The 24,409-nt window shown below is 57.9% G+C and carries 20 protein-coding genes and 1 tRNA gene; 7 read left to right on the top strand and 14 right to left on the bottom strand.

Translation table 11 applies throughout. From position 1 onward, the window contains the following. The first annotated feature begins 10 nt into the window (after positions 1–10). Positions 11–86 (top strand) — tRNA-Glu (locus SIAM614_RS06420). Positions 87–140: 54 nt separating this feature from the next. Here the strand turns inward: SIAM614_RS06420 and SIAM614_RS06415 are convergent. Beyond that, on the bottom strand, positions 141–995 hold the full coding sequence (locus SIAM614_RS06415) for a hypothetical protein (protein WP_006933003.1): 855 nt from the start codon (positions 993–995) through the stop codon (positions 141–143). A gap of 470 nt (positions 996–1,465) precedes the next feature. Between SIAM614_RS06415 and SIAM614_RS06410 the strand changes: the two genes are divergently transcribed. After that, positions 1,466–3,034, top strand: a complete 1,569-nt coding sequence (locus SIAM614_RS06410) for a caspase family protein (RefSeq protein WP_006933001.1) — start codon at positions 1,466–1,468, stop codon at positions 3,032–3,034. 125 nt (positions 3,035–3,159) lie between these two features. On the opposite strand, the gene SIAM614_RS06405 is transcribed toward SIAM614_RS06410, so the two are convergent. Further along, the gene (locus tag SIAM614_RS06405) at positions 3,160–3,585 is read right to left on the bottom strand and encodes an ExbD/TolR family protein (protein WP_006933000.1); all 426 of its coding nucleotides are present in this window, start codon (positions 3,583–3,585) and stop codon (positions 3,160–3,162) included. Between the two features lie 90 nt (positions 3,586–3,675). On the opposite strand from SIAM614_RS06405, the gene SIAM614_RS06400 reads away from it, so the two are divergent. The 3 genes from SIAM614_RS06400 to SIAM614_RS06390 all read left to right on the top strand — a co-directional run bounded on the left by SIAM614_RS06400 (position 3,676) and on the right by SIAM614_RS06390 (position 5,394). After that, entirely contained in the window at positions 3,676–4,188 is a 513-nt protein-coding gene (locus SIAM614_RS06400) for a DUF1036 domain-containing protein (protein WP_157139713.1), read from the top strand. A 67-nt stretch (positions 4,189–4,255) separates the two neighbouring features. Continuing rightward, on the top strand, positions 4,256–4,687 hold the full coding sequence (locus tag SIAM614_RS06395; protein WP_006932998.1) for a hypothetical protein: 432 nt from the start codon (positions 4,256–4,258) through the stop codon (positions 4,685–4,687). A gap of 35 nt (positions 4,688–4,722) precedes the next feature. Next, positions 4,723–5,394 (top strand): MotA/TolQ/ExbB proton channel family protein, encoded by a 672-nt coding sequence (locus SIAM614_RS06390; protein WP_006932997.1) that lies wholly within the window; start codon positions 4,723–4,725, stop codon positions 5,392–5,394. On the opposite strand, the gene SIAM614_RS06385 is transcribed toward SIAM614_RS06390, so the two are convergent. The 12 genes from SIAM614_RS06385 to SIAM614_RS06330 form a co-directional block, all read right to left on the bottom strand. Beyond that, positions 5,386–7,119 carry a hypothetical protein gene (locus SIAM614_RS06385; protein WP_006932996.1) on the bottom strand — a complete coding sequence of 578 codons (1,734 nt, stop codon included), beginning with the start codon at positions 7,117–7,119 and terminating at the stop codon, positions 5,386–5,388. The two genes, SIAM614_RS06390 and SIAM614_RS06385, sit on opposite strands and share 9 nt — an antisense overlap. Beyond that, a complete protein-coding gene (locus tag SIAM614_RS06380) occupies positions 7,116–7,538 on the bottom strand; it encodes an ExbD/TolR family protein (RefSeq protein WP_006932995.1) in 423 nt (140 codons plus the stop codon). Before SIAM614_RS06380 ends, SIAM614_RS06385 begins: the two co-directional genes overlap by 4 nt. A gap of 38 nt (positions 7,539–7,576) precedes the next feature. Next, a complete protein-coding gene (locus SIAM614_RS31895; protein WP_006932994.1) occupies positions 7,577–7,933 on the bottom strand; it encodes a hypothetical protein in 357 nt (118 codons plus the stop codon). Between the two features lie 182 nt (positions 7,934–8,115). Beyond that, positions 8,116–9,567 carry a serine/threonine-protein kinase gene (locus SIAM614_RS06370; protein WP_006932993.1) on the bottom strand — a complete coding sequence of 484 codons (1,452 nt, stop codon included), beginning with the start codon at positions 9,565–9,567 and terminating at the stop codon, positions 8,116–8,118. After that, positions 9,567–10,331, bottom strand: a complete 765-nt coding sequence (locus SIAM614_RS06365; protein ID WP_006932992.1) for a PP2C family protein-serine/threonine phosphatase — start codon at positions 10,329–10,331, stop codon at positions 9,567–9,569. Before SIAM614_RS06365 ends, SIAM614_RS06370 begins: the two co-directional genes overlap by 1 nt. Continuing rightward, positions 10,328–11,002, bottom strand: coding sequence for a type VI secretion system-associated protein TagF (gene tagF / locus SIAM614_RS30475; RefSeq protein ID WP_006932991.1), 675 nt, complete (start codon positions 11,000–11,002; stop codon positions 10,328–10,330). Before tagF ends, SIAM614_RS06365 begins: the two co-directional genes overlap by 4 nt. Before the next feature lies 1 nt (position 11,003). Next, positions 11,004–14,657: a type VI secretion system membrane subunit TssM gene (gene tssM, locus SIAM614_RS06355; protein WP_006932990.1), complete on the bottom strand. Its 3,654-nt coding sequence runs from the start codon at positions 14,655–14,657 to the stop codon at positions 11,004–11,006. A 33-nt stretch (positions 14,658–14,690) separates the two neighbouring features. Continuing rightward, positions 14,691–16,292: a type IVB secretion system protein IcmH/DotU gene (gene icmH / locus SIAM614_RS06350; RefSeq protein WP_006932989.1), complete on the bottom strand. Its 1,602-nt coding sequence runs from the start codon at positions 16,290–16,292 to the stop codon at positions 14,691–14,693. Next, positions 16,292–17,626: a type VI secretion system baseplate subunit TssK gene (tssK, locus tag SIAM614_RS06345; RefSeq protein ID WP_006932988.1), complete on the bottom strand. Its 1,335-nt coding sequence runs from the start codon at positions 17,624–17,626 to the stop codon at positions 16,292–16,294. Before tssK ends, icmH begins: the two co-directional genes overlap by 1 nt. Before the next feature lie 59 nt (positions 17,627–17,685). Next, on the bottom strand, positions 17,686–19,395 hold the full coding sequence (gene tagH, locus SIAM614_RS06340) for a type VI secretion system-associated FHA domain protein TagH (RefSeq protein WP_006932987.1): 1,710 nt from the start codon (positions 19,393–19,395) through the stop codon (positions 17,686–17,688). A gap of 21 nt (positions 19,396–19,416) precedes the next feature. Beyond that, positions 19,417–20,013: a DUF6931 family protein gene (locus SIAM614_RS06335; protein ID WP_157139712.1), complete on the bottom strand. Its 597-nt coding sequence runs from the start codon at positions 20,011–20,013 to the stop codon at positions 19,417–19,419. A 50-nt stretch (positions 20,014–20,063) separates the two neighbouring features. Further along, complete coding sequence (locus tag SIAM614_RS06330; protein ID WP_157139711.1) at positions 20,064–21,890, bottom strand: type VI secretion system Vgr family protein; 1,827 nt, start codon at positions 21,888–21,890, stop codon at positions 20,064–20,066. A 394-nt stretch (positions 21,891–22,284) separates the two neighbouring features. On the opposite strand from SIAM614_RS06330, the gene SIAM614_RS30470 reads away from it, so the two are divergent. Beyond that, on the top strand, positions 22,285–22,989 hold the full coding sequence (locus tag SIAM614_RS30470; protein ID WP_006932980.1) for an OmpA family protein: 705 nt from the start codon (positions 22,285–22,287) through the stop codon (positions 22,987–22,989). Positions 22,990–23,105: 116 nt separating this feature from the next. Beyond that, the gene (locus SIAM614_RS06320; RefSeq protein WP_006932977.1) at positions 23,106–24,389 is read left to right on the top strand and encodes a type VI secretion system protein TssA; all 1,284 of its coding nucleotides are present in this window, start codon (positions 23,106–23,108) and stop codon (positions 24,387–24,389) included. Positions 24,390–24,409: the final 20 nt, after the last annotated feature.

Genomic DNA, 24,409 nt, shown 5'->3' with positions numbered 1-24,409 from the left:
CGTCGACCGCGCGCCCATCGTCTAGCGGTCTAGGACGCCGCCCTTTCACGGCGGAAACACGGGTTCGAGTCCCGTTGGGCGTGCCAACTTCTTCCCTTCCGGTTCAGAAGCTGGCATACGACATCAGCAGATGCTGAATGTCAGATCGCGCCTGGCGAAATGTATCTGCCCTCGATATCCAGCGCAGGTTCATTCTTGCGGAACAACGTCCTGCCCGGAAATTCCTTCTTGTAGAATGCTTCGATGTCTGCCGCTGCCGGACCAGCGTATTCAACGCGTCCGCTCGGGAAGAATATGTCCAGATCGTCGTCCTTATGCTCCGTTGCGTAGGTCTCCTGTGATCCATGAAGGACCATGGCAGCTCCCAGCCGGCTGTTGACAAAATTCTGCACGTCAAAAAACTTCGGCGAGCGTGTGTGCTTGCCGCCCAAACGGTTTTCCCTCACGCGGACGATCTGATGAGGGGCATCCATATCGACGATACCGTAGAGATCAAAGTCACCGTGCACGCATTTTGCCGCGGTGATCAGCGAACTGGATGTGAATTTCACACAGGCGAAATACGGGTCTTCCGGGTTCCTCTCGACAAAATACAGTCCGCCCCGGGGAACATACGTCATTGTTTTTTGTTGCTCGAAGGTTACCATTTCCGGTCGCAACTGTTTTTTGAAGTCGTTCCAAGCCTCGATGACATCCGCGTATTTGCTCGGTTTGAAGGCCTTTTCGCCGGCAAGTTTCGGGTCAACGACCAGTCCGGCAAAGCTTTTACGCTGCGCGTCCGGACACCTGCTCCCCATCGGTTTGACATCGTAGTCCGCAGTCTTGGCCTTGCAATCCAGGCGCTTGGGAGTGGCGTAGGGCTCTCCGATATGCTCAAGAGATGCGGTGTTGGTCCGCCGCACAAGAATTGCAACGTTGTAGAGCCGGGCTGCGGACTGGAATACACCGATATGTTTGGCTTTCAGGTGTTTGAGGATATCTGCTCTTCCAGCCATCAGTCTTCTCTCCGCCACCTGCAAGCGTCGTAAGCTTGCGGAACCGCACATTTGCAACGAAAGCAGATTACCAGAGCGTCACCCATCCGGGGTGATTCAGGTCACAAACCTGTTCTTGATGATCGACAGACATTGTTTTTCAAGTTTCGTGGCACCTAAAGACCGGTTCTGCCTATTCGCCACCAATCAATTTGTTGCAGTGCAAAAGTGGTGACAATCCGTCGTTGAAAAGTGGTTTTTTAAGAACCGAGCAGCTATAATGCGAAGCCGATTTTAGTGAAATCATGACCGGCTCGTTCCGGACTTGCTTCAATCGTTGCAGGGGCAGCTTTCTTATTTTGACGTTCCTGTGACGCTTATTACAGAAATATAGTGCCAGCCGGGGTACCTGTTCCTCTCAAGAGGACAAAAAACCTCGTGTAAAGATCGGTGCAACCGACAGGCAACCTTGATCTACGAGAGGACAGGATATGTTCAAACGATTGATCGCCGTGCTGACAATAATTCTCGCAGGGACGGCTCCGGCATTGGCTAAGCGCGTTGCCCTGGTACTCGGCAACGGCGCTTACGAGCACACAGTACAACTTCCAAATCCGGCGAATGACGCCGAACAGATGGCCGCAAAACTTAAGGCCCTCGGCTTCGAAGTCGTTGCCGGACAGGACCAGACTTACGGTGAAATGCGCAGATCCGTCATGGATTTCGCAAAAAAGGCATATGGCGCAGATATCGCCATTCTGTTTTACGCCGGTCACGGCCTGCAGGTCGCCGGTCAGAACCATCTGGTTCCGATCGACGCCACGATTGAGGATGAAACCTCACTCGACTTTGAAACAATCACCGTCGACTTCATCATGCGCCAGATGTCCAAGGACGTGAAAGTGCAGATGGTGTTTCTGGACGCCTGCCGTGACAACCCGCTGGCACGCACGCTCGCGCGTCGCATGGGGCCGAGCCGTTCCGGCAGCGTGGGTGCGGGCCTTGCCGAAATCAAGATCCAGGAAACCGGCGGCGAAGGCTCCGTGATCGCATTCGCCACGAGCCCAGGCGATGTCGCTCTGGATGGCGACGGTGCGAATTCGCCCTTTACCTCCGCGTTGATCAGGCACATCGACACACCGAACGCTTCCATCCAGACCGTCATGACCCGCGTCACCGGCGAAGTCTATGAAGAGACGGAAAAGAAGCAGCGCCCGTGGGTGAATGCCTCGTTGATCGGTGAAGTTTTCCTGAACAAGCAGGAAGTGCCTGCTGCGACGACGACCGTTGCATCTCTTGGCAACACTGCAACTGCGACTGCCCAGCAGCCGGCCGTCAACAACGCCGTCAGCACTTCCCCCAGCCAATCCGCGATTGCCTGGGAACGCGAAAAGCTGATCTGGGAAACAGCCAAGTCGAGCAACACCGTTGCAGACTACAAGGCTTACCTGGACGCCTACCCGTCTGGCCTGTTCGCGGATTTCGCGCGCAACTCCATCAAGCGGCTTGAAGCTGGTAGTCAGGTCGCTTCGGTCAATCCGACCGTCGTCCCAGGTGCGACAACAGCTCCTGCCGCGAGCTCCGCAGGCGTTGTGGCAACCCTTCCGGACCCGCAAAAGGCCGTTCCCGGTACAGAGGAAACCGAAGCGTCCCTCGGCTGGAACCGGACTGCCCGCCGCGAAGTTCAGACCCGTCTGAACCTTGCTGGTCAGGATGTAGGCCGCCCGGATGGTGCCTTCGGCCCGAAAACCCGCGCTGGTGTAAGTGCCTGGCAGGCTGCTAACGGCATCGTCGCCACCGGTTACTTCACCGCCGCCCAATACGCCTTGCTGACCGCACAGACAGCAACCCAGTATTCGGTTTACCAGGCTGAAGTGAACCGCAAGCAGCAGGCTGCCGCAAGCGCCTCACGCAGTGCAACCTCCACCCGCCGCACCAACAACACCACCACTCACCGTGCGAACAATAACAACAACAACGGTGGTAGCTTCAACCCGGCTGGTGCAGCCTTCATTGGTGGTGTTGTGGGTGGCATCATCGGCGGAGCTATTGGCCGCTGATCCGAGACCACATTACCACCAGCCAAATCAGAACGGTCCGGTCTCAAAAACCGGACCGTTTTCTTTGCTGGCGCGTAGTATCGCTCACTCCGCGTTATTCGGCTTTGGCAGGAAAGCAACCTTTGTCAGTCAAGATGCAGACGAACACTTGTCAGTTTTGAATTGCGGGCTTCGTCCAGTATGCGCACAACCAGCTGGAAGTCCGTTCCCCTGGCAGGCAAGAGAACGGCATCCCTCGCCCCGGCTTCAGCCAGGCGGTTCAATTCCTCCGTCAGATCGGCGAGAACCATATCGCGGCCGTTGACCGTGAGTGCAGTTCCATCGGAACCTGGTCTTGCCTTTACCACGATCAGAACGGCAGCCACGCTTGCAGGCTTTTGGGTTTCTGTACCCCCGGCCGGAGCGCCGCCACCAAGAGCCACATCCAAGGGACGCCAGACGCCGAAGGTGGACGACAGCAGGAAGAACATGATCAGGATGAAAATGACATCGATCAGAGGGGTCAGCGGAATACGCTTCCGTCTCGCGAGCGGTGTTTCGATGGAAATCATGGATCACGTATTTCCGGAGCTGCTGGTCAATCAACACATCGAGTTTTGCCGAAAAACTACGTCAGCTCAATCGTCTTTCCGAAATTGACCGTGGGCACACAATTCCTTAGCGTATTTTCAGGTTGGCAAACTGGAAACACAACTATGAAAACCGACCGCGACGGCGGCAAGACCATGAGAAGACGCCGGGTACGTGCGCGCAGCATTGGGTTTATAGGCGCGGCGGCTCTTGCAGGCATTTTATTGGCCTCCAGTGCTCACGCTGGCCTGCGCGTATGTAACGGCTCTGTCGATCTTGTGAATGTTGCGCTCGGCTATGAAACCGATGAAGGCCTGCGCACAGAAGGTTGGTGGACCATAACTGCCAATGCCTGCAGCCAGGTTCTGCAGGAACCGCTCAAGAAGGCACGCTATTATCTTCATGTCGCCGATGGGTTCGGCGAAAGCCGCCTTGGAGGCGATATCACGCTTTGCATTCGCGAAGAAAAATTCGTTCTTTATGACGGTGATCAGTGCTGGCAACGCGGCTTGATCGAGGCAGATTTCTTTCAGGTAGAAACCGAAGGGAAACAGGATTGGACGGTTCTGTTGTCCTATGACTAAGAACGGCTATAGCCGGCGACCACAGGCCCTTTCCAACAATCATTGACGCATTAACCGGGGGAACAAGATGCGGATATTGGTTCAGCGAGTTTTTTTGGCGATTGCGGTTGGCGTCTTTGCCGCACCGGCACAGGCACAGCAAATAACAGGCAAGATCAGCCTGGAGCTCAATCAGTTGCAGCCAACGGCTGATGGCGGCTGCCGGCTGTCGATCATCGCGACCAACGGGCTTGAACGCCCGATGGACAAGCTCGGCCTGGAAATGGTGGCGTTCAACAAGGAAGGGCTCGTTGACCAGTTTCTGCGATTGCAGTTCTCCCGCATTTCAGCTGGAAAAACCAAGATCCTCCAGTTCGACCTTGCCGGAAAGGCTTGCGACAGTCTCTCCAGGCTTCACATAAACGATGTCATGAATTGCGTGCCGCCCAGCATCACCGATGTCTATTGCCCGGATCTGCTTGACCTGAGCAATCGCACCCCTATCGAGTTCGGCGACTGACCCTTCCCTTCAACATCTGATGGAGCGTCTTGCGCATGGTCGAGACATCTTCCTCCCTTCTGGAACTTGGCGGGCCGGTCGTGCTCATCCTGCTCGCAATTTCCATTGCCGCAGTCGCCGTCATCCTTGCGAAAGCCGTCCAGTTTTCAACCGCCCGCGTCGGCCGGCACGGACCCGTCCGCCAGGCAGTTTCCCAATGGCGAAGCGGCGAACGCACCAAAGCCTCCCAGAACCTTTTGAAGGACAGATCTCTGTCGGGAGCTCTGGTACGCAGTGCGATGGATGCCATCCAGATGCTGGATCAGCAGCCGTTGTCATCCCAGGTTCGGGACATCAGGGAAGAACGCTTGCGCGAGGAAATCTCCGCGCGGGCAGCCGACCGGCTGTTCAGGCTCGCCAGTTGGCTTAAAGCGCTTGATCTGGTGACGCAGATCTCGCCCTTGCTCGGTTTGTTCGGCACCGTCCTCGGGATGATCGAGACGTTTCAGACCCTTCAGGAATCGGGAGCTTCTGCCAATCCTGCAACACTTGCCGGCGGCATATGGGTTGCGCTCCTGACAACAGCTTGCGGTCTGGCTGTTGCCATGCCGGTGTCCATTGCAGTCACCTGGTTCGAAACAAGACTGGAGAAGGAACGCGCCGCATTGGAAGTTCTCCTGACCGGTGTTTTCACGGCCGGAGCCTCAACGTCGCAAGCTTCAGCGTGACACCTTGAATGCCGTCAGCGAGTAGACGCCCGGCTCCGCCAATATCTCTGCAACCCGTTCTGCCGGAAGCCGTCCGAAACGGGCTGGTTGACGGTTAGCCGGTCGGTTCCAAATGGCCAGTACAAGCGCTGTCTCATCAGTTTCGTCACTGGCTATCATGGTGACCGGCACTGTGAAACGCCAACCGCCCGCCGTTTGGCTGTTCGATGCCGGAAGCAGAAACTCCCGGCCATCGTGAATCTGCCCGGTATTATCGATCAAATAAAGCTCAGGAGGCCCCTTCCCGCTTAAATCCAGTCCGGACTGCTCCGCGCTTGCAATCCGTTCCAGCGGCAGATCGCGCCGAACCACGCCGGACACCTGGGTTCCACTACGAACCACTGTCCGGTCCAGATCGACAAGCCCTGCAGCCTCGATCCCTTCAGAAATCCCGAGGGCATTCAGCAAGGCGCATTGTTTCCGAGTCACCAGCCTGACCTCGATCCTTGCCTCAAATCCCTGATCGGCCTTGAACCGTTGATCGAAAATCGCAAAAGGAGCAATGCCTGAACCAAATGCCGTGACTTCCGCACTGTCTGGCCCAGCCGACAGAACGGACATGTGCGTACAGTCGCCGAACGCATAGTTGGTTACATAGTCCGTCACCTTTGCCAGCGGATCGATCGAAGCTACAGCGACTGGAGCCACGTTTTCCGTCACTTCCCCCTGAGGCTGTGTTGCGGGAACTGTCGAGGAGACAGGCGCGCTGGGTGCGATTTCCGGCGTTTCCGTTTCAGTCGGCTGGAGGGCAACTATCTGCTGTTCGGTCGGCAAAACCGCCTCTTCCTCCGCCGTAACCACAGGATCCACGGGAACGCCGGTCTGAGGTGTAACATCGATCAGACCACCTTCCGGCACTTGAGATTGTGGTACGAAAACCTCCGGCACAGCCTCGCCGCCGACTGCCTGGGCAGGCGTCTGATCTACCGCGAGCGGGGCAAGAAACGGGCTTTCCTCTTCGACTGAAGTGATTGCCACCGGCGCACCTGCGATGACAACCTCACCAATATCCTTTGCAACGGGCTCTGATGGAACGACCTCGACAGCAGCGGGAACTTGAACGCTGGTCACCGGGAGATCCGGTTGCACCATCTCATTCGGCTCAAGTGGCGTTACCGCAACAACTGCATCCGGAACAGGCGAGGCCATGACAACGGTAGAGCTTATTTCCGGTACGTTTGATGGCTGCAGGACTTGTACCTGCTCCGGCGCGGGTGCCGGAAGAAATCCCGTCTCGACCGGGTCAACGTCCTCAGCTTCAATGATGGGTGAATTGACGGAAACAGATTGTTCCACAACGTCGACTGGCGCTAATTCGACCAGTGAGCTCCCCTGACTTTCCGTCAGGATCGGCTTTGCTGTCACCGGTTCCACGACAGCCACATTGCTGGAACCTGGAACGGCTTCCATCAGGGTTTCCGTCGGAGCCACCAGGGGAATTTCCGGCTCAAGCGGCCGTGTTATTTCCGTATCAACACTTGCCAGATCTTCAAACGGCAAACCGCCGCTTTCCAGGATCACTTCAGTCTCGACAGGCGGCAAAGGATCTTCCTCAGCCCAGGGCAAGGCCGGCAAACCGAGAACCAGCACCGAAATGTGCAGAGCTGCCGAAACACCCAGAACAGCCGGCCAGACATAGCCCGGAATATCCCATTGCCGGTCCTGATTATACGCAACCACCGTCAAGGTGCACCTGCCTCAACGGTCATCAGTGTCAGACGTTTCACACCGCCAGCCTTCAACCGGTCGGCAAGTGCGGAAACAGCCTCCATTCGGGTACGCCTGTCGACCTGCACCACCATTCGGCTCTTGTCGGATTGTCGGGCTTCCAGAAACAGGCCGAGGTCGTCGTCCGAGAGCATGTCACCGTCGAGCCAGACAGTCCCTTCCCTGTCCAGAACAAGACTTCCTTCCAGCTTGCCGCTGCCGTTTTCTTGCTGCGTTTCAGCCCAGTCGAACCCTTCCGGCAATGGTGGCCGAAGTGTTCCGGAAACCAACAGGAAAAGCAGCAGCAGGAACACCACGTTGATCAGCGCGAGGGAGCTGTCCGCCCTGCGGTGCGGCTTCAACTCCTGCAAGTGGATCGGTTTGGTGTAGCGTTTCATGGTTGGCCAGAATGTCCGCCGCGCCAGGTCTTCCCCGGTTATGGGACCACTTTGACCGTGGTTGCCGTCGCCCGCAAGACCGGAACATCCTGCATCAGCTTTTCGAAATAATCTTCCGGATCTTTTTCACGGCGTTCGGCAAGCGTTTTGGCAATGTCCGGCCCTACCATTGCAATGATCAAACCGGTTTCTTCCGTAGACGTTTTCAGTGTCAGGGGAACAACGAAACCGGCTCCACGATCTTCCATCTGCAGATAGGGCGAGAGGTTGACCGCTTCGCCCTTGCTGTTGACGAATATCAGCCCCAGTCCGCCTGTTGAAGGTTCATAACCGGAAATACGGCCTGCCATATTGCTGCCGTTCGGGACCACTGTCCGCTGCATTTCGAGATGCAATTCGGTTTTCGCGTTCCCCTGAGGGGTTGCTCTCAGAAAAGAAATCGCCGGACATTGGGCATCACTGACCAGATTGACCTGGATCTTCGCCTCAAATCCCTGAGACTGCGTAAAGTCGCTGTCGAAACTGATGAAAGGCGGCGTTCTCGAGGCGAAACCCTCAATTCTCGCAGACTGGCTCGCTATCTCACGCTGCAATACATGCAGTCGCTGCCTGTAGCTGCTGATGAAGTTCTGATACGGGCTTCGGGACTGACATCTTCGGAAGCCTGTTGCGTGTCGGTTGACACGGGTGGGCGGGTAACAGTTTCAGTCGGTTCGGGTTTGGTCTCGACCGGTTGTTGCGCTGGCGTGGTCGGGATCTCCGGCACGGTCGAACTTGGCTGTGTCGAGGGCTTCTGAGTTTCCGCCGGTTGTGAGGAAGACGACTGCTGCGCGGGTGTTGGCGTTGCGGCCGGTTGCTGGGCCGCCTGTTGTTGTGCCGCTTGTTGCTGGGTCGCCTGTTGCTGGGGCGCAGGTGTCTGCGTTTGAGGCTTCAGGTTCGTCTGCTGCGAGGGGGCCTCAGGCGCATTCGGCCGTGGCGGCGCAACGAGCACGGGTTTCTGGTCCTGTTCCGGCACGGATTGCCCGACCAGGAAATAGACGCCGCCGGCACCAACACCGGCAAACCCAAGAAGGGACAGGGCGACAAGGATGCGTTTGCCCCAGTTTGCCTGGGGTGGCGGTTCATCAAGTGCGGATTGTTCCGGCGGCGGGGCGGACGACGGCCGAATGATTGTCCGGTCCTGATCCTGCCGCCCCATGGGAGCACCAAGCGTCCAGTCCGCGATTTCCTTCATGCTGGCCGGACGGTTCGCCGGGTCGGGCTGCAGCATCGCTTCCAGCAACGGGCGGAAACGATTGTCGATGCCTTCGAGCGGCGGTGTCTGCCGGCGCTTGTCGACGATCTGCACCTGCGTGCCACCCATATCGATCTGCTTGCCGGTCAGCGCTTCCGCGATGACAAGACCCAATGAATAGATATCGCTGCGCGCTGTCACCTTGGCGTCAAAGATACCGACCTGTTCAGGTGAGACGTAATTCACCTTTCCGGCGAATCCATCGCCTATAATTGTCGGGCCACCAGTATTGGCCCGAGAGATGCCAAAATCGATGATCTTGGCCTGGGCGACATCGCCGTTTTGAAGAATGACATTATCCGGCGAAAGGTCCCGGTGGATCACCTCCCGGTCGTGTACCGCCTGCAAGGCTTCGGCAAGGCGCTTGATCAGCCGGAACACGGCTTCCGGCTCCAACGGGCCGGATTCAAGACGTGTACTCAGCGACGGGCCGCTGACAAATTCCATGGCAAGATAGTAGATGCCAAGCGTCGGCTCCTTTGCAAAGACGTAATATTGCGTCAGGGCATCATGCTTGAGTTTACGAAGGATCTTTGCTTCCCGTTTGAACAGATCCAGGATCATCGGGTCGCGCGAGAAGCTAGCCAGAAGGACCTTGATGGCAACCGGATCGCCGCTTTCCACGTCCCTGGCCTTATAAACCGTCCCGATACCGCCATCGGCAAGATGTTCTACAATCTCATAGAGATTGTTGAGCCGGGTTCCGGCGGGTAGCAGGTGGTTACCAACGTTCATCAGTAGCGAACTCCTTCGCGCGCAGACATTGCATCGATATCGACAATCACAACGGTCACGTTGTCGGAGCCTCCCTCTTCAAGCGCTCCGTTTATGAGGCATTGTGCTGTCGACGTCGGTGCACCATTCATCAAAAAAGTTCCGATCACATTATCGTCCAGGTGACCGGTCAGGCCATCGGAGCACAGCAGAAATCGATCGCCCTGACGCAGATTTCCCGAAACGAGTTCAAGCTCAAGCTCTATCCCGGACCCGATGGCACGGGTAATGACATGCCGGCGGGCAAATGTCCTTGCCTCTTCAGGGGTCAGAACGTTCTGATCCACCAGTTCCTGAGCCTCGGTATGGTCCGTCGTCAACTGTTCGAGACGACCGTTGCGAAGCCGGTAGACGCGGCTATCCCCGGCCCACAGGCATGCAAAGTTCGATCCGGAAATCAAAAGCGCGGCAATCGTCGTGCCCATGGCAGCCCCGTTCGCTTTGGCTGCGGCCTGTTCAATCCGGTCTTTTGCGGTAATCAACCTGCTTTCGAACTGTTCCAGCAGGTCTTCCGCGCTGCGCGGTTGCGCTATGCTGGAAAGGGCTTCCCGCACCAGACCGGACGCCATCGCGCCGTTGTGCATACCGCCGGCCCCATCCATCACTGCGAAAATGCCCTTGCCTTCGTCAACGAAGAACGTGTCCTCATTTTGCTGCCGAACCCGGCCAACATGAGTCAGTCCAATCGCAAAGCCACGCATTGAGGCGTCCATTTGCTCCATCATGTTCGATGATCCTCCGGAAGAAGTCGCCCATGAAATTTCCCCGCCACTTCCTGTGGAGTTTCCGTATCGGCAAAAGCCTCCGGCAGCAGTAGCCATCGAAAGGCGCCTGCGTCCGGCAGGCCTGAACACGAAAACTCAAATCCCGCTTCGCCAGCCCGGCACCAGAATTCGGACATGACAGCCTCTGACCCAGGCATGGCCCGCAGTTCGGCCCCGCTGCTCGTCTTGCCACCCGCGTCCTCCGCAAGTGGCGTTTCCAGACGGGCAACCGCCTGCTGAAAGTCTTCGAGACTTGCGTCTTCCCGCAAGGTGTCACGCAAGATCGCCTCGGCACTGTCGTACCAGTCTTCCGCGGGACGACCTTTTTGCTGTGCCGGTTGAACCGCGCTGACCAGCGTCAGCGGAAATGGCCGGCCGACCTTGTCGACATTCGGCATCAGAGCACCGGCAACCCGCTCGGCAAGCGCTTCTCCTTCCAAGCGTGGCCTCAGCCAGAAACGCCACACCGGCATGGTCATGAAGGCCTCCTCCCACCTCTCACCCAGATCCTGACGGGACTGCGCAAGTCCAGCCATCAGAAAATCCTCCCAGCTTTTCAGAAAGCCGGCGGGGCACTGTCCCGTGACGAAATCCGCGCGTGCCGGCAACTTGCCGAAATAACCGGCTCCCATCCTAGAAACTCGTCGGGCAGCTGAAATCTCCCACAGCTGACAGGAAGAACGGGTTCGGGCTCGTTCTCAACGTCACCGTGAAAGCAACCTGTCTGCCGCCAAGCGTTTCACGCACAACAAATTTGTTTTGACCGGAACTCACTCTGTTGTCGCGAACGAAGCGATAGAAGGCCCAGTCCCCATGGATTTCACGGCGTGATCGGTAGCCCGGAACTTCTGGCTGGATCACCAGAACCACACGCGGCGTCGCCGTGTTGCTGGGCCAGTCGAAGTTGGCAGGCAACGGTTCGATTTCCGCGTTGAACCCAGGACCACGTGTCACCAGAACAAGATTGCCGTTCACTTCGAGGCTGGCAGCATCTGCCTGCTGCGACAGCGCCCTTGGAACCACCTGAAGTCCAACCGACGGGAACGCGTTGCCTGTCGGGAAGAAGGCCTGTTTGATCAGGTCTGCCCGCTCGAACTGCCTGAGCGTTGCGTTCGACAGACGGTCCGCTTGCGACACCTCCGGTTTCCAGTTCCATGGACGCGTCGAGGTATCGACCAGCGGCTTCAGGTTCTCATCGAAGAACCGCTGCATGATGCCGTTGGGCGCAAACAGCTTTGCAAACTCCGTCATCGGCACTTCGGAGCGACCGTTTTCAAACGGATAGTTCCGGGCGACGATCCTGCGGCATTCGCCAACAACCTGGGTGCTCAGCTTTTCGTTCAACTGCGTGATCGAGGTTTCCTTGTATTCCTCGTCGAATTCCTTCGCGGCCTGAATGATCAGCTTGTCGAAAGGCGGCGGGAAACGCGTGGCGTTGCTTCTCAAAAGAGACGCCTGGATCTGCACGTTGGAATTCGCCGTTTCGCTCTGCAGCGGGTTGTTGGCCACGATCAGAAGGTTGTCGAGGATGTTCTTGAAGTTCAGCAGCAAGGCATCGATCTTGCGGCTGTTCTCGCCCTCCACCAGCACATGATACGGCCTGAAGTGATCTTCGATCGCCTTGCCCGGAATAATGGTCGGCCCACCGTTGCCTGTGGCTGCCCCAAGCGCACCGGACAATCCTCCCGGCGCAATTGCCTGAAGCCCGGCTTCAAGGCCGATGCGCTTCAAGCCGCCAGACGCATCCAGAACGTAGCGCTGGAAGATTTTTTGCGCAGCATCAGTGCCAGCGTCTTGCGCACTGCCCCCTGTCAGGTTTGTGGCAAGGCCTTGGCCCGAGAGGTCCTGCGTCAGCAAGGTCTCGCGCCGGATGCTTTCCAGAAGCTGCACGACGGGTGACGTGGGCGCAGACACCGCCTGAAGCGTCGTGTAAAGCGGCTTGTCGTTGCGCATCGACTTGAATTTCAAGTTGCCGAGTGCTTCTTCCCAGGCTTCGATGAAATCCCTGGTGTAAAGCGCCAGGATCTCGCCGGGCAGAGACTGGTATTGGTCGGAAAAGGCATCCGCCTCACCGACATCGCCAAACACCCATTTGTCACGCTCCAGTTCCTCGCGGATACCGGCAAGGTTCGGCAGAACCGAAAGGTGGAACCCCGGATAGGTGAAGAACTTGTCGACTGCCACTGTGTCCAGTGTGTCGCCGTTTTCGGTTTCGAAAACGGTCTCCATGTCGGACCCGCCGCGCTGTTCTGCAATCCAGTCCTCGCTGGCCAGGCCTTTGGCACGTGACTTCAGAAGCGCATATCCCCGTTCGGCGAGGCTGACGCGACCAAGCTCGCGCTGCACCTCGGCAACCAGAATGCCGTCAAGCTGATTGGTCAGGACATTGCCGCCGAAATCGAGATCCAGCATCGCGGCGACATGGGTGTTGAGCTCGTTGCGCAGGATCTCGCCCTGCGGTCCCGGGAAGCTTTGCAGGAAGTCGGCGCGGAACGAATTCTTGATCTGCTCCTTGTCGATCTCCGGTGCGTCACCTGCGACCATGCGGTAGAGCTTCGCAAGACTGTAGAGCGTATCGACATCCTGTCCGCCTGGACCGGTGCGGTTGTCGAGCACCTCGGTCATCTGCTTTTCGATTCTCAAAAGCAAACGTGGCCGCAACAGCCGCTCCAGACCACTTCGGTAGGAGGTTACACCGGCCGCTTCCAGGCGATCGCGCTGGCTGAGGCCAAACTGTTCCATGATCGGCGTGGGCGTGTCCCGGCTGTCGTAGCCGGCAGGCAAGTCCCGCAACATGGAGAGGATGTAGGCGGTGTCCGACAGATTGTCGTCCCGTACAACGCGCTCCGCGAGAACGGTTTCCCCGTTGACGCGCACCGTGTCCACAGCCTTGGCCGTTTCGTCGATCAAGGCCTTGTTGTTGAGATAGCTGATCCCCCACAAGCTGCCGAGCCCAAGTGTTACAAACGCAATGGCCGCGTAAGCCGCAATGCGGGTTGCCGTCGCCAGCCGCACAGCCTGACGGTTATGCGTGACCCAGCCAGCTTCCCCGATAATCACTTTTGAAAGCAGATCACGCAGGAAGTAGCTTTTGCCCTGACCGGACAATGCCGCAGCCTGATAGGCCGTACCGAAGGCCTGGCTCATGGAGCCAATCACCCGGTCGATGGCGGTACCCTTCTGGGTGCCGGAGGTAAAATAGAAACCGCGCAGCACCGCGTTCGGATAATATCGGCTCGGTTCGAAAATGGCGTTGAGGAAACCGGTCAACCGGTCTTTCAAGGCCGCAACCTGCGTCGGAAAACCGTAAAGCATCAGCCGGGCGCGCGGATCCGGTTCTTCCTGAAGACGATCCGCCATTTCCTCGTTGAGGCGCTCCACCAGAAGGTCGAATTCGGCAGGAGCCTCCGACACCATGTTCTTGGTTTTTTCGCGGGTCTGGAAGGTCGCCCCCCAGACAAGGTTGCGGCGGGTTTCCGGATAGGATCCGAAGAACTCCATGAAACCTGCAACCGTGTCGGCCTTGGTGAAGATGACGTAGACCGGGAAATCGATTTTCAAGGTCTTGTAGAGTTCGATCAGCCGGGTACGGATGGCGTCGGAATGCTGCTTCAGCTCATCGTCCGACAGGGTCATCAGGTCTTCAAGGCTGATCGACACCATCACGCCGTTGATCGGCTGGCGTGGTCGGGCCTTGCGCAGAATATTGAGGAACCCGAGCCAGGCCTCCCGGTCGTGCTCTTCGTCGGAATCCTGTGTCGTGTAACGCCCTGCCGTATCGATCAGCACAGCGGTTTCGGCGAACCACCAATCGCAATACCGGGTTCCGCCCAGGCCCTCCAGTTTCTGGGCCTCACCCTGAGCACGCGAGCCTGCGAATTTCAAACCTGAATGCATGAGCGCCGTGGTCTTGCCGGCGCCCGGAGGACCGATCATCAGGTACCAGGGCAAATCATAGAGATAGGTGCGGGCGTTTCCGCTCGAGTTCTTGAGCGTCTTCAGGGCGTCCTTCATGCGCTCGGACATGATCTGCAGATCGGCGTCGCTAGCCTTGGGCTGCAGGATCTCGCGTTCAAGTTCCCGATTTGCCTTGGTGCGCTTGTAGATCCGGTAACCTGTCCAACCGCCAATCGTCAGCAGGACAAGAGCGATCAGCGACAGCCTTATCCAGAGCGGTTCGAAGGGCCTCACACCGGCGATCGACAGAAACGGCCCGCCAAACCAGATCAGTCCGATCAGGGCGAGTATGCCGATGACGATTGCCGTTATTCCGAGCCAGAATTTCATAGATACAGCCTTGTTATGCGGTTGCCCCGGACATCAGTTGTTGATCACCAGCCCATTGGCCGGTGGTTTCAGGAAGACTTCCACACGTCTGTTAAGCGCCTTGCCTTCCTTGCTGGTGTTGGGAGCAATCGGCTCGTCGGCGCCGCGCCCTTCCACCTGCACCCGCCCGGGGGTCTGCAAGACGGATTCCATGACTGCAGCAACCGCTTTCGCCCTTTCGACAGAAAGATGCCAATTGGTCGGGAACCTCGGATTGTTGCGGATCGGATCGCTGTCCGTATGACCGACGACCAGAATTTCCCCGTCCACCTGATCGAGTGTCTGACTGACCTGCTCGACCAATAGCTGGAACTCCGGACGCAATGTGGCCGCCGCGACATCGAATTGCGCGCGCATGCGCAGCATGATCGCAGGTCCTGCCTGTGAAATCTCGAGCCCCTCAAGCCCAGCCAATTGTGCGGAAACCGTATCGATGGTCGCGTCTTCGGCTGGCGGTGGCGTGGGCGGTGGCTTGGGCTGATAGCCTTCGCGTGCCAATTCAATCGGACCAGACGGATAGAGCGCACTCGCCCGTCCGGCGACAACTTCGCTGCCGCTGGACAGAAGAAGCATCAGGGTCACATACCCGCCGAGCAGCAATGCTCCGGCGACTGCCGCGACAGACCAGATCGGAACAGAAAACCCTGCCCGCTTCTGCAAAAGTTCCAGGCCGCGCCAGTGAGGCGAGAGATCGTCGCCAGGCCGTGGCCGGACACGCCGCAGAATTTCGTGAAGGTCACGTCGCTCACGCTCAAGGCCCTGCTGCCCGCCCTGGATCGCGCGGTATTTCCCGTAAAAGCCGAGCGACAGACAGGAATGCATGACCTCAAGAACACCGTAGTTACGACCTGGGTCCTGCTTCGCCTTTTCCAGCAATTGAAAAAACTCGACACCGCCGGTTGCCTGACCGAAAAACTGCGTCAGCATGGAATATTGCGTCCATTGATGACGGCCCGCCGAGGGCAAATTCTGCACGATGTCATCAGAGGTCGCACACAGCGCATAGGCGGCGGAACGGATCTGATCGTCCGTGATACCGGCGCTGCGCAATTCTTTCTCGAACGTCTTGATGGAGCCGTAGACGTCACGCATCAACTGGTCGAACTGGGCATCCGTCATTGTCAGATGAAGCCGGCCCAGAAGCAGGAGCAGAGGTGCCGCTGCACGGGAGATCGGGTTTCTGTTGGCAACGCGGATCTGGTTGATGTCCGGCATATGTGCCAGCTTCCCCGCCCCCTGCCCTGGCGCACCACCTGGCTGCGGAGCTCCGCCTTGCGGCGTCTGGTATCCACCCGGCGGGGTTCTGAGATCCGGCGCCTGTTGCTGGCCATATTCGTAACCTGCCGGCGTCGGGGCATAGGGATCCCGGCCGCCACCTCCCGCGCTTTGCCAGGGGTCGGCCCCACCGGATTGCGGATGCTGCGGCGGCGGGGCGGCGTGCCCGGGTGGTGCATGAGGTGGTGCCGGCGGCGGAGCGGGCTGCTGCGGAGGCTGTTGCCCCGGCTGCCCTTCGCTCCATCGCCCGCCCGGATTGGGCATCACAATTGTCTTTCCCTTGCGTTTGGAAACGCCAAAGGGATCGTCATTGTCCGACATCAGCGGCCCTCCCGGACGGCATAGAACTCAAGCTGCAGGTCCGGCCAGTTGCCGGAAAATTGCAGCCCGATTGCCGAATCCTGGCTGAACTCGCGCCAAAGAGGTGTCGTCTTGTCCAACCGGAAATAGACCCGGTCGGTCAGTGCCCTGATCTGCGCTGGCGGCACAGGCATGTGGATCAAAGGAATGCCCGGGAGGTTGGAATAGACGATCTGGCGCATCTGGCCGAAGGGACCAACCTTGAAGAGCCGCGGAAACTCGTTCTGAATTTCCGTCAAAGGCCTGCGGGCAGCCACTTCGATGACAAAGCCCGCCTGAGAGAACAGGTTGCGGTCGACGATGGTCGACTTGAACGCATTCGGCGCAAGCTGTTCCAGAGGCAGACGGATGGCCCGCCTGTCGTAACCGGCAGACAAGAACGCCTGGATATCGGCAAGGACGGGCTTGAAGACATCATGCAGCTTGTCGTGGTCGTAAACCGGATAGTTGCGGGCCCGCCGCTCCTCCGTTGCGAACGTTGCCAGTTCCCCGGCAAGCTGCAGGAAGACGGAGTAAAGCCTTTCGGGATGCACATAGGCCGATTTACGCAGGTGCATCAGCAAAGGGTAAGTGCGGTTGAGCAACTGAAGTGTCAGATAATCGAAATTCTGCAGCCCGCCACCCGCCGAAGTGTCGGCTGCGTAACGCGCCAGTTCGCTCAGTTTGCGCTCCACCCAGCCGATAACGGAATCAATCCAGCCGGTAACGACGGGATGAACGTGGCAGGCCAGGACCGGCGGCGCGAAGGTGCCATCGGTAATGACGATGCGGTCCTTGATTTCGGTAATGCGGGCAACCGGCAGGCAGACTTGTCCGGGATGCGGTGTCGAGCGGATCGAATACTGCAGGCGCGGATGCGCCACGTCGATCTCTTCCTCCTGCCGAATGGTGGAGGTCGAATCAATGATGGTTTCTCTGCCCTGGATATAGCGTGTCGCCGCATCGTCACGGCCGTTGGCAACTTCCACCGCATTGACGGTTGTCTCGGGAATGCCCAGCCAGACGATCTGACCGGCGGCATCTTCGGGAACGTCGATGGCAGGCGGCGGCGTTCCGTCCGCCGGGAAATTGAAAACCGTCCCATCGGAGAAGATGCCGCGCCCGTAGCGCAGAGCAAACCGGCATTGCTGACCGACGTCCTGGTCTATTTCCAGCTCCGAGAAGCCCCACGGATAGGGAGAGGCAAAACGGACCCGTTCATCCACCAGATGCTCCGCGTACCGGTCGCTCTGCTGGAGATGATGAGGCCGCAGAAACAGGCCTTCGGTCCATGCAACCTTGCTATACCACGACATACAGGTACTGCTCCCTTAACACTTTCGCGCCTTCGCGCTTTGAAAACTGGCGAAGACTCTTAATTCATGAGACCGGAACTCTGGTCCGGGTCGTCTCTGCTCAATTCTTCATAACCTTCGGTAAAGTATTGCGTGAAAAGCCCGACCACGCCATCGTCATACGATCCCGACAAGGAGCTCCAGCGCTCCTGAATGCGCTCCCAAAGCTTGGCCTTCTGGTTGCCAAACGTACTTTTGGCGACCTGGCCTTCCGCTTCGATCGCCCTCGGCGAAAGCTTTTCCTCAAATCGTCCGGCAGCCTTCTGCATGGCGGCGTAGGTCCAGACATGATGTTTCTGAATGTCCTTGAACGCAGCCTGCATGGCTTTTGAAATCGGCAGGTATCCGTTTTCTTCCGCTCCCGGAGCCAGCATCGTCTGCAACGCCATTTGCGGGGTCGGCGAGAACTTCAGGGCATTGTTGCCACTGCGCATGATCAGCGTGCGGTTCGTATTCCGCGTCATCGCCTTTACCTGACTGCGGGCCTGCAAAAGGCCCATGAGGTCACCTGTGATACCTTGCAGAATGGCCCCGATTTCCCGGGCAAATTCCTCCGGGTCGCGTCCTTCAAGCATGGCCGCCGGAATACCGGCTCCTTCTGCAAAGGCCTTGATGAAGTCGACATTGCCCGCCAGGGACCCTGGCTCGCTCGCAGCCGTCCTTGCTGCCGGTGCTGCGGCCGCCTGCTCAGGTTCATGCGGGGAACCGACGGCAGGCTCGTCCTGTACAGCCTGTTTGACAGGCGCTGGCTGTTCAGGCCGTTGCTCAGGGGCAGGCACGGATTGGGTTGCGTCGGCCACCGGTGCGGTCCAGACCGGAGCCTCCGGAAAAGGAGATGCGGCCGGTTCGCTTGCTGGTGCAGGCACCGCTTCTGACACTTTTTCCTGCGGGGGCGTGTCCTCCTGAAGGTCTGGCATCTGGAATAGCGGTTCGCCAGCTTCCCGGGATGGATTTTCGGAAAGCGCCGCGAAAGGAGATTGAGCTTCCGGCGCAGGAGCTCCGAATACCGGATCGGCCGGAGGAGAGCCGGCAGACTGCAAGTAAGGTTGCTGGGCAAGATGATCGAGCGGGTCGGCCTGGGCAGGCGGTGGTGATTCCCGTTCACCCACATGCGCATTCGGATCGTAGAGCGACGGGTCTGCCGTTCCCCAGCCATGGCCCTGCTGGCTCCAGACATCATCGGCAGGTGTACCGACCCCCGGGTTCGAAGACGGCGGTGCATGCCGCCCCTCCATGCCGGTTGCCGGCGAGGCCCAGGGCCCACCCTGATTGTCCATGGGATAGTGAGATGGCGGAGCACTGGCTGGGCCGGGACCGGTGGGCCACGCCGAGCCTGCGGCTGCGGGCGAAGTTTGCGGTGCGTCCCACGGCTGCGAGGCCACAGAGCCAGCCGACGTAGCCTGATAGGAGGAACCTGCTTCCAGCGAAACGGCAATGATGTAATCGCCAATCATCAGACGGTCACCGGAGCGCAGCACATGTGCCTTGTCCATGCGTGTCTGGCTGCCGTTCAAGAAGGTGCCATTCGTGGAGCAGTCGTATAAAATGAACTGCCCGTCTTCAAAGCGCACTTCGCAATGTTTGCCGGAAATCACGCGCTGGGGATCTGGCAGGCTCCAGTCCAGATGTTCGTGCCGGCCGATATCAAATCCGCGGTCGGCGCAGCTATAGGATAGCTGACCGCCGGTCTCCAACCGGTCAACATTTTCAATCTGGAGCGTTATGCGCATTCCCGCGGTTCCTCCTTGCGCTTAGGAAAAGGGTGACGAAGACGTGCCGACGGTCACGACAGGCATGGTCCCGCCTTCGGCAAAAGAAAGCCCGGCTGACAGGCATGATTTCAAAGCGTCGTTCCGTTTGTCAGGCTCAACTGTTCCCAGCGCGATCAGAACTGCAGTATTCACGGCTTTGGCAGTGAGATCGTCCGGCATTTCCACACGCTGTTCCGGGTTGGGCGAAAGCGAGCCGCCCGACCACCCTGCTGCAAGCCCGATCCAAACGGATGCGCTATCCATTTTGGCTGCCTCAGCGGCCGCATGAACCGCGGAGCGAGCGTCTTCATCCCCTTCACGAACCCAGGTTTCACTTAACTGAAGAACCTGCCGGTCATGTTCTGTCTTGGCCTGATCCAGACCGGCGACGCAATTCATTCCCCACCACACGGTTTCCCGCTTCGGCAGAACGTGCGCGAAATAAGCTATTGCCGACAGCGGCGCTTCGCTTTGCTGCAATTCCAGCGCATATGCGTCCGGCGCCATGTCCTTAGCCGGCTCACTTACCATTTCGGAGAGCTCCGGATAGGTCTCAAATACCTGGCTAGCCTTTGTAAAGCGGATCCGTGATCCCATCTGCTCTACTCCGTTTTTCTTTTGGCTGCATTGTTTCACGAACCGGGGCATCAATTGATCATGACAAGGGCGCCCTTGATTTTCATCAAGCCAGCGGCCGTCACGTTGGTCATTGTGCCTTTGGCGTTCAGCACACCCGACGCCACAACATCGATCATCGGCGCTTCGATCTTGATCGATGCAGGCGTCATCGTGATTTTGCTTGCCCCGCAAATGAACTCGATCTTCGTTCCGGCAGTCACCTTCCAGTTCATGCCGATGTTTTCTGTCGTGTTTCTGCCGACCTTTTCTGTCCGGTCGACATCGATCTTTGTTTCACGGCAATTCTTGACATGCAGCAATTCGTTATTCTCGATAACGGTCTCCATGTCTTTCTGGGCATGCATCCCAATGAGTTCCTGGCCCTTGGTATCATCGAGCACGAACTCGTTGTAGCCACCGCCGCCGACCGTCGACTCCGACTTGATACCAGCCTTGTTTTTCTCTCCAGGCAAGTCATACGGCGGCATGTTTTCGGCATTATAAACCGTGCCGACGATGATCGGCTGATCCGGATCACCTTCCAGAAACTGAACGATCACTTCCTGGCCGACACGAGGGATGTAGATCCCCCCCCAGTTCTTGCCTGACCAAACCTGCGCCACGCGTACCCGGCGAGACTGTGTCTTGTCGCGGTCCCAGTGAAAGGCGACCAAGATCTGGCCGTATTCGTCCACATCAATTTCGCCCTGCCCGACGACTTTCGCCGTCTGAGGGCCTGGTATCCGCGGTTTGCGGGTCATAGCCGGCGCGCGGAACGGTATGTCTGAAGCCAGAACATCATAGGTTCCGGTATAGGCTTCGCCCTGGGAACCGCCACCACCCGTGCGATACTGCTCGGTGATGATCTGGTGGCTCGCCCGCACGATCAGGTATTCCTTGTTCTGCGGGCTGTGGGGGTGGTCAATCAGCGTGAACAGTCCGCCTGCGAAGAAACGCGGCACTTCACCGGCAGTCTCGATCCGTTTGTCGGCAGCCTGTTCCGCTTCCAGGCGGATTTTGCTGAAGTTGTTGCCTTGGTCCGTTTCTGTGTAGCGGCCCGGATAGTCGTAATTTTCAAGAGACCCTGCCCGATAGCTGGCTCCCGCGTCGCGCTCAGCCTCCAGCAACGCGCTCGGCTTTTCGAAGTCGTAGTCGTTGACCGCAAACTTGCCAGTCCGGAACTTGCGGGTCGGAATCCAGTGGTAGAGATGCTCCTCCTTCCTCTGACTGTCGCCGCCAAGAGCGATATAGGGAATGGAGCTGCTTCCAACGATTGAACTGAAGGACGATTTCGCGTCCGCCAGAATCATTGTGTGTCTGCCGTCAAGCTGTTCGAAAAAATAGGAAATCCCGAATTCTTCCATCAACCGGCAGCAGAAATCGTGATCCGATTCCCGGTACTGGACGCAGTAGTGGATCGGATCATAGGTTTCGGTGAGTTTGTTCCTGAAATCGGCAAAATCGTGTTCCCCAAGAACAGCGGAAATGATGTCAGGCGCAGTCATGTCCTTGAAAATTCGGCAATTGGAATTTTTGGTAAGCAGCCAAAACCAGGGGCGCACCGTCAATTTGTAAACGTAATAGGAATCTCGAAAGCCCATCCATTTCGCGTCGGTCAACAGGCCGTCGAAATAGCGCGTATCGCCGTTGTTGGTGACGACCTTCACTGTCATGTGAGTCGCGATGGCTTCGTCGAAATTCAGGTCTTCTTTCTGGCTCAGAACCTCAAGCCTGATCTCGAAATCTTCGCTGAGCCCCTCGTCGCACTCGATGGTGACAACGGAAAGCTCGTCTTTGCCAAAGACCGATGTCAGCTCGGCCATTCGCTTGGCTTGTTTGAGTTGTCCTACGGCCACGAAAGGTCTCCTCGGAAATAACGCGGTTTTCTGCATCTGGCAGCCGGGAGGCTACCTTGTTTCAGATACTAGGGCGTTTCCGGCAAAAATAGTGTGCTCACCAACACATTTGATGCAAATACTTTAAACTTCAAACCCTTTTGTGGCGAAGAGGACACCTCCCCCTTCCCAAACTGCGGCAAAAACATCGCCTGCTGCTTTTAAATATTAACCCAACTCAGCAACCTTACCCCAACAGCTCTCCTCTTGCTTCTTGCCGATAAAACGACATACTGACATCAAATCGCACTTTAGTGACTTTCGCCACACTATTATTCTTATCCATATGGCACGATCCATTTCGACGCCCAATGCGCTATCGCATTTGAACACTCCACAAGGGAGGATTGAAATCGTGACCCTTTTTGTTTCTTCGCTCGCCCGAAACCCGGCCGCTCGCTCCGGCCTTCGCCGCTCGTTGCTGGCTGCCTCAATTTCGCTTGCCACCATATTGCCGGTCTTGGCTTCGGCCCCTGTGCTTGCGCAGGATGCCACCTACTCGGCCGATGAAGTCAGCAAGCACTTCAAGCAGCTGAAGACGCGTTCGCTGAAGCCGGCTGGCGGAACCCGCGCGCTGTGCATCGGAACACGGGACGAGTGTAATCCGAATGCAAAACCGGATGAAGGTGGCCAGGTTGCCGTCTCCCAGGATGGCGCAAAGTCCGATGGCGGTGAAACCGAGCAGACCCTTGTGGTCGACCCGGAGACCAACGCCATCGACGCTGCCTTCAACCTGCTGGTTTCCTTTGAATATGCGTCGGCACGGCTCAGCCCGTCCGCACAGGCAAACCTGCGCGAGTTCGCCAAGGGCATCAACGACCCGGACCTGGCCAAAGCCACCTTCGTCATCGAAGGCCACACGGATGGAATCGGCTCAACCTCTTACAACCAGCGTCTGTCCGAAGACCGGGCCCAGGCTGTCACACAGTTCCTGGTCAACCTCGGGGTCAGCCGGGATCGTCTGAAAACCGTTGCCTACGGTGAAACACGGCCAAAGGTTGCCGACGTCAACGACCCGGCCAACCGCCGCGTCGAGAGCAAGCTCGTGCTTGAACAGTAACCATCCACACTTCCAAAAAGCCGGGCCGGTAAGCTTTCCGGTCCGGGTCTCCTGAACTATAAACGGGTCCTATTCCGGACACACAACCGGAATGCATACCGGGCTGGGGAGCACGAATGAATTTCGATCCGGAAACCTACGGCACTGAAGTTGCGCCGGGTGCAGGCTGCGGGCCGGACCTATATGACACAGAGCCAGCCTTCGCAGCATTGCTGGATTCGTGTGAGGAACTGCTGCCTGAACGGTTCAGCGAATTCGACCGGTCAGAGATCGACTTCACCGATCTCTTCAAGCAGATGGACGGCTTTCTGAAGCAGTCCAGAGACCTGAGACTGCTCGTCATTCTCGCTCAGTTCAGCCTGCTAAGCGGGCAGGTCCATACGTTTGCAAACACGGTACGGATCATCCGCAAGCTGCTGGAAAATCATTGGGATGAGGTTCATCCGAGCGATGCCGATTTCGGTCACATGGAACGGATCGGTGCACTTGAGTCTCTGAATAACAGGCCCACTGTCGTGCTTCCGCTGGAGGCAGCGCCGTTGCTCAAGACCCGCCGGACCGGACCGATCAGCTTTCGCGCCATTCAGATTGCCACCGGCGAGGCAACGGCCCGTGCGGACGAGCATACGATTTCGCTCGGTGCGATCGAGGCTGCGCTTACGTCTGGCGAACTTGAACAAGAGGCCATTGAAGAGATTCTCAAGGATCTTGGCGACCTTCCGGATGAGCTTCAGGCGATTGCCGACCTGTGTACCGAGAAGCTGAAGGCAAGTGGTGCCAAGGCTGCGCCTCCCAACTACGAGGCTTTGACAACGCTCCTGAAGGAGATGAACGTCGAGCTGAACACTCGCCTCGGACGCCTCTCGCCGGAAGAGACGAAATCGTCAGCTAAAGATGACGACGGTTCGAACGCGGCAGAAGCCGTGGCCCCGCAGGCGGCTCAGTCTGAAATCAAGAACGCAGCCCAGGCGAAACTCATTCTGGACGCGGTCGAAGAATACTTCGCCACCCGGGAACCTTCGCACCCTGCTCTTTTTCTCGTCCGTGAAGCGCGCGGCCTTGTCGGCAAGTCCTATCTGGACGCCCTGAAAATCCTGATGCCACGCCGGTTCGACGACGTTGCCTTGATACTGGGCGCAAGCGGCCTTCAGCTTTCCAACGACCGTCTTGTCGACCTGAATGACAGCGGTGATCGGGACCTGGGTGAAATCGACAATTTTGCGGTGATGGTGATTGAAAGCCGGAATGACGCCATGAGGGGAATCTCGACGGTCAAGGGGTACTATACCTCCAATGAACCCACCAGCCCGATACCCTTGTTGCTGGACGAAGCGCAAAACATGAGTTCTGGGTCATTTACCGGTCTTCTCAACCTGTTTCTGAGGCCCGAAGAGGAGTAAGCCAACAGGATATACAACCC

The organism is Roseibium aggregatum IAM 12614, from assembly GCF_000168975.1.
Taxonomy (GTDB): domain Bacteria; phylum Pseudomonadota; class Alphaproteobacteria; order Rhizobiales; family Stappiaceae; genus Roseibium; species Roseibium aggregatum.
The sequence above is the reverse complement of the archived record's forward strand: the minus strand, read 5'-3'. Positions and strand labels throughout refer to the sequence as shown.

Bases quoted from the DNA above. Each gene is read 5' to 3' on its own strand.
- tssK (WP_006932988.1), bottom strand. From the start codon at position 17,626: ATGTCGTGGTATAGCAAGGTTGCATGGACCGAAGGCCTGTTTCTGCGG.
- SIAM614_RS06395 (WP_006932998.1), top strand. From the start codon at position 4,256: ATGCGGATATTGGTTCAGCGAGTTTTTTTGGCGATTGCGGTTGGCGTC.
- SIAM614_RS06405 (WP_006933000.1), bottom strand. From the start codon at position 3,585: ATGATTTCCATCGAAACACCGCTCGCGAGACGGAAGCGTATTCCGCTG.
- SIAM614_RS06390 (WP_006932997.1), top strand. From the start codon at position 4,723: ATGGTCGAGACATCTTCCTCCCTTCTGGAACTTGGCGGGCCGGTCGTG.
- tagF (WP_006932991.1), bottom strand. From the start codon at position 11,002: ATGGGAGCCGGTTATTTCGGCAAGTTGCCGGCACGCGCGGATTTCGTC.
- SIAM614_RS06415 (WP_006933003.1), bottom strand. From the start codon at position 995: ATGGCTGGAAGAGCAGATATCCTCAAACACCTGAAAGCCAAACATATC.
- SIAM614_RS06380 (WP_006932995.1), bottom strand. From the start codon at position 7,538: ATGAAACGCTACACCAAACCGATCCACTTGCAGGAGTTGAAGCCGCAC.
- tssM (WP_006932990.1), bottom strand. From the start codon at position 14,657: ATGAAATTCTGGCTCGGAATAACGGCAATCGTCATCGGCATACTCGCC.
- tagH (WP_006932987.1), bottom strand. From the start codon at position 19,395: ATGCGCATAACGCTCCAGATTGAAAATGTTGACCGGTTGGAGACCGGC.
- icmH (WP_006932989.1), bottom strand. From the start codon at position 16,292: ATGTCGGACAATGACGATCCCTTTGGCGTTTCCAAACGCAAGGGAAAG.
- SIAM614_RS06320 (WP_006932977.1), top strand. From the start codon at position 23,106: ATGAATTTCGATCCGGAAACCTACGGCACTGAAGTTGCGCCGGGTGCA.
- SIAM614_RS06335 (WP_157139712.1), bottom strand. From the start codon at position 20,013: ATGGGATCACGGATCCGCTTTACAAAGGCTAGCCAGGTATTTGAGACC.
- SIAM614_RS06365 (WP_006932992.1), bottom strand. From the start codon at position 10,331: ATGATGGAGCAAATGGACGCCTCAATGCGTGGCTTTGCGATTGGACTG.
- SIAM614_RS06370 (WP_006932993.1), bottom strand. From the start codon at position 9,567: ATGAACGTTGGTAACCACCTGCTACCCGCCGGAACCCGGCTCAACAAT.
- SIAM614_RS06410 (WP_006933001.1), top strand. From the start codon at position 1,466: ATGTTCAAACGATTGATCGCCGTGCTGACAATAATTCTCGCAGGGACG.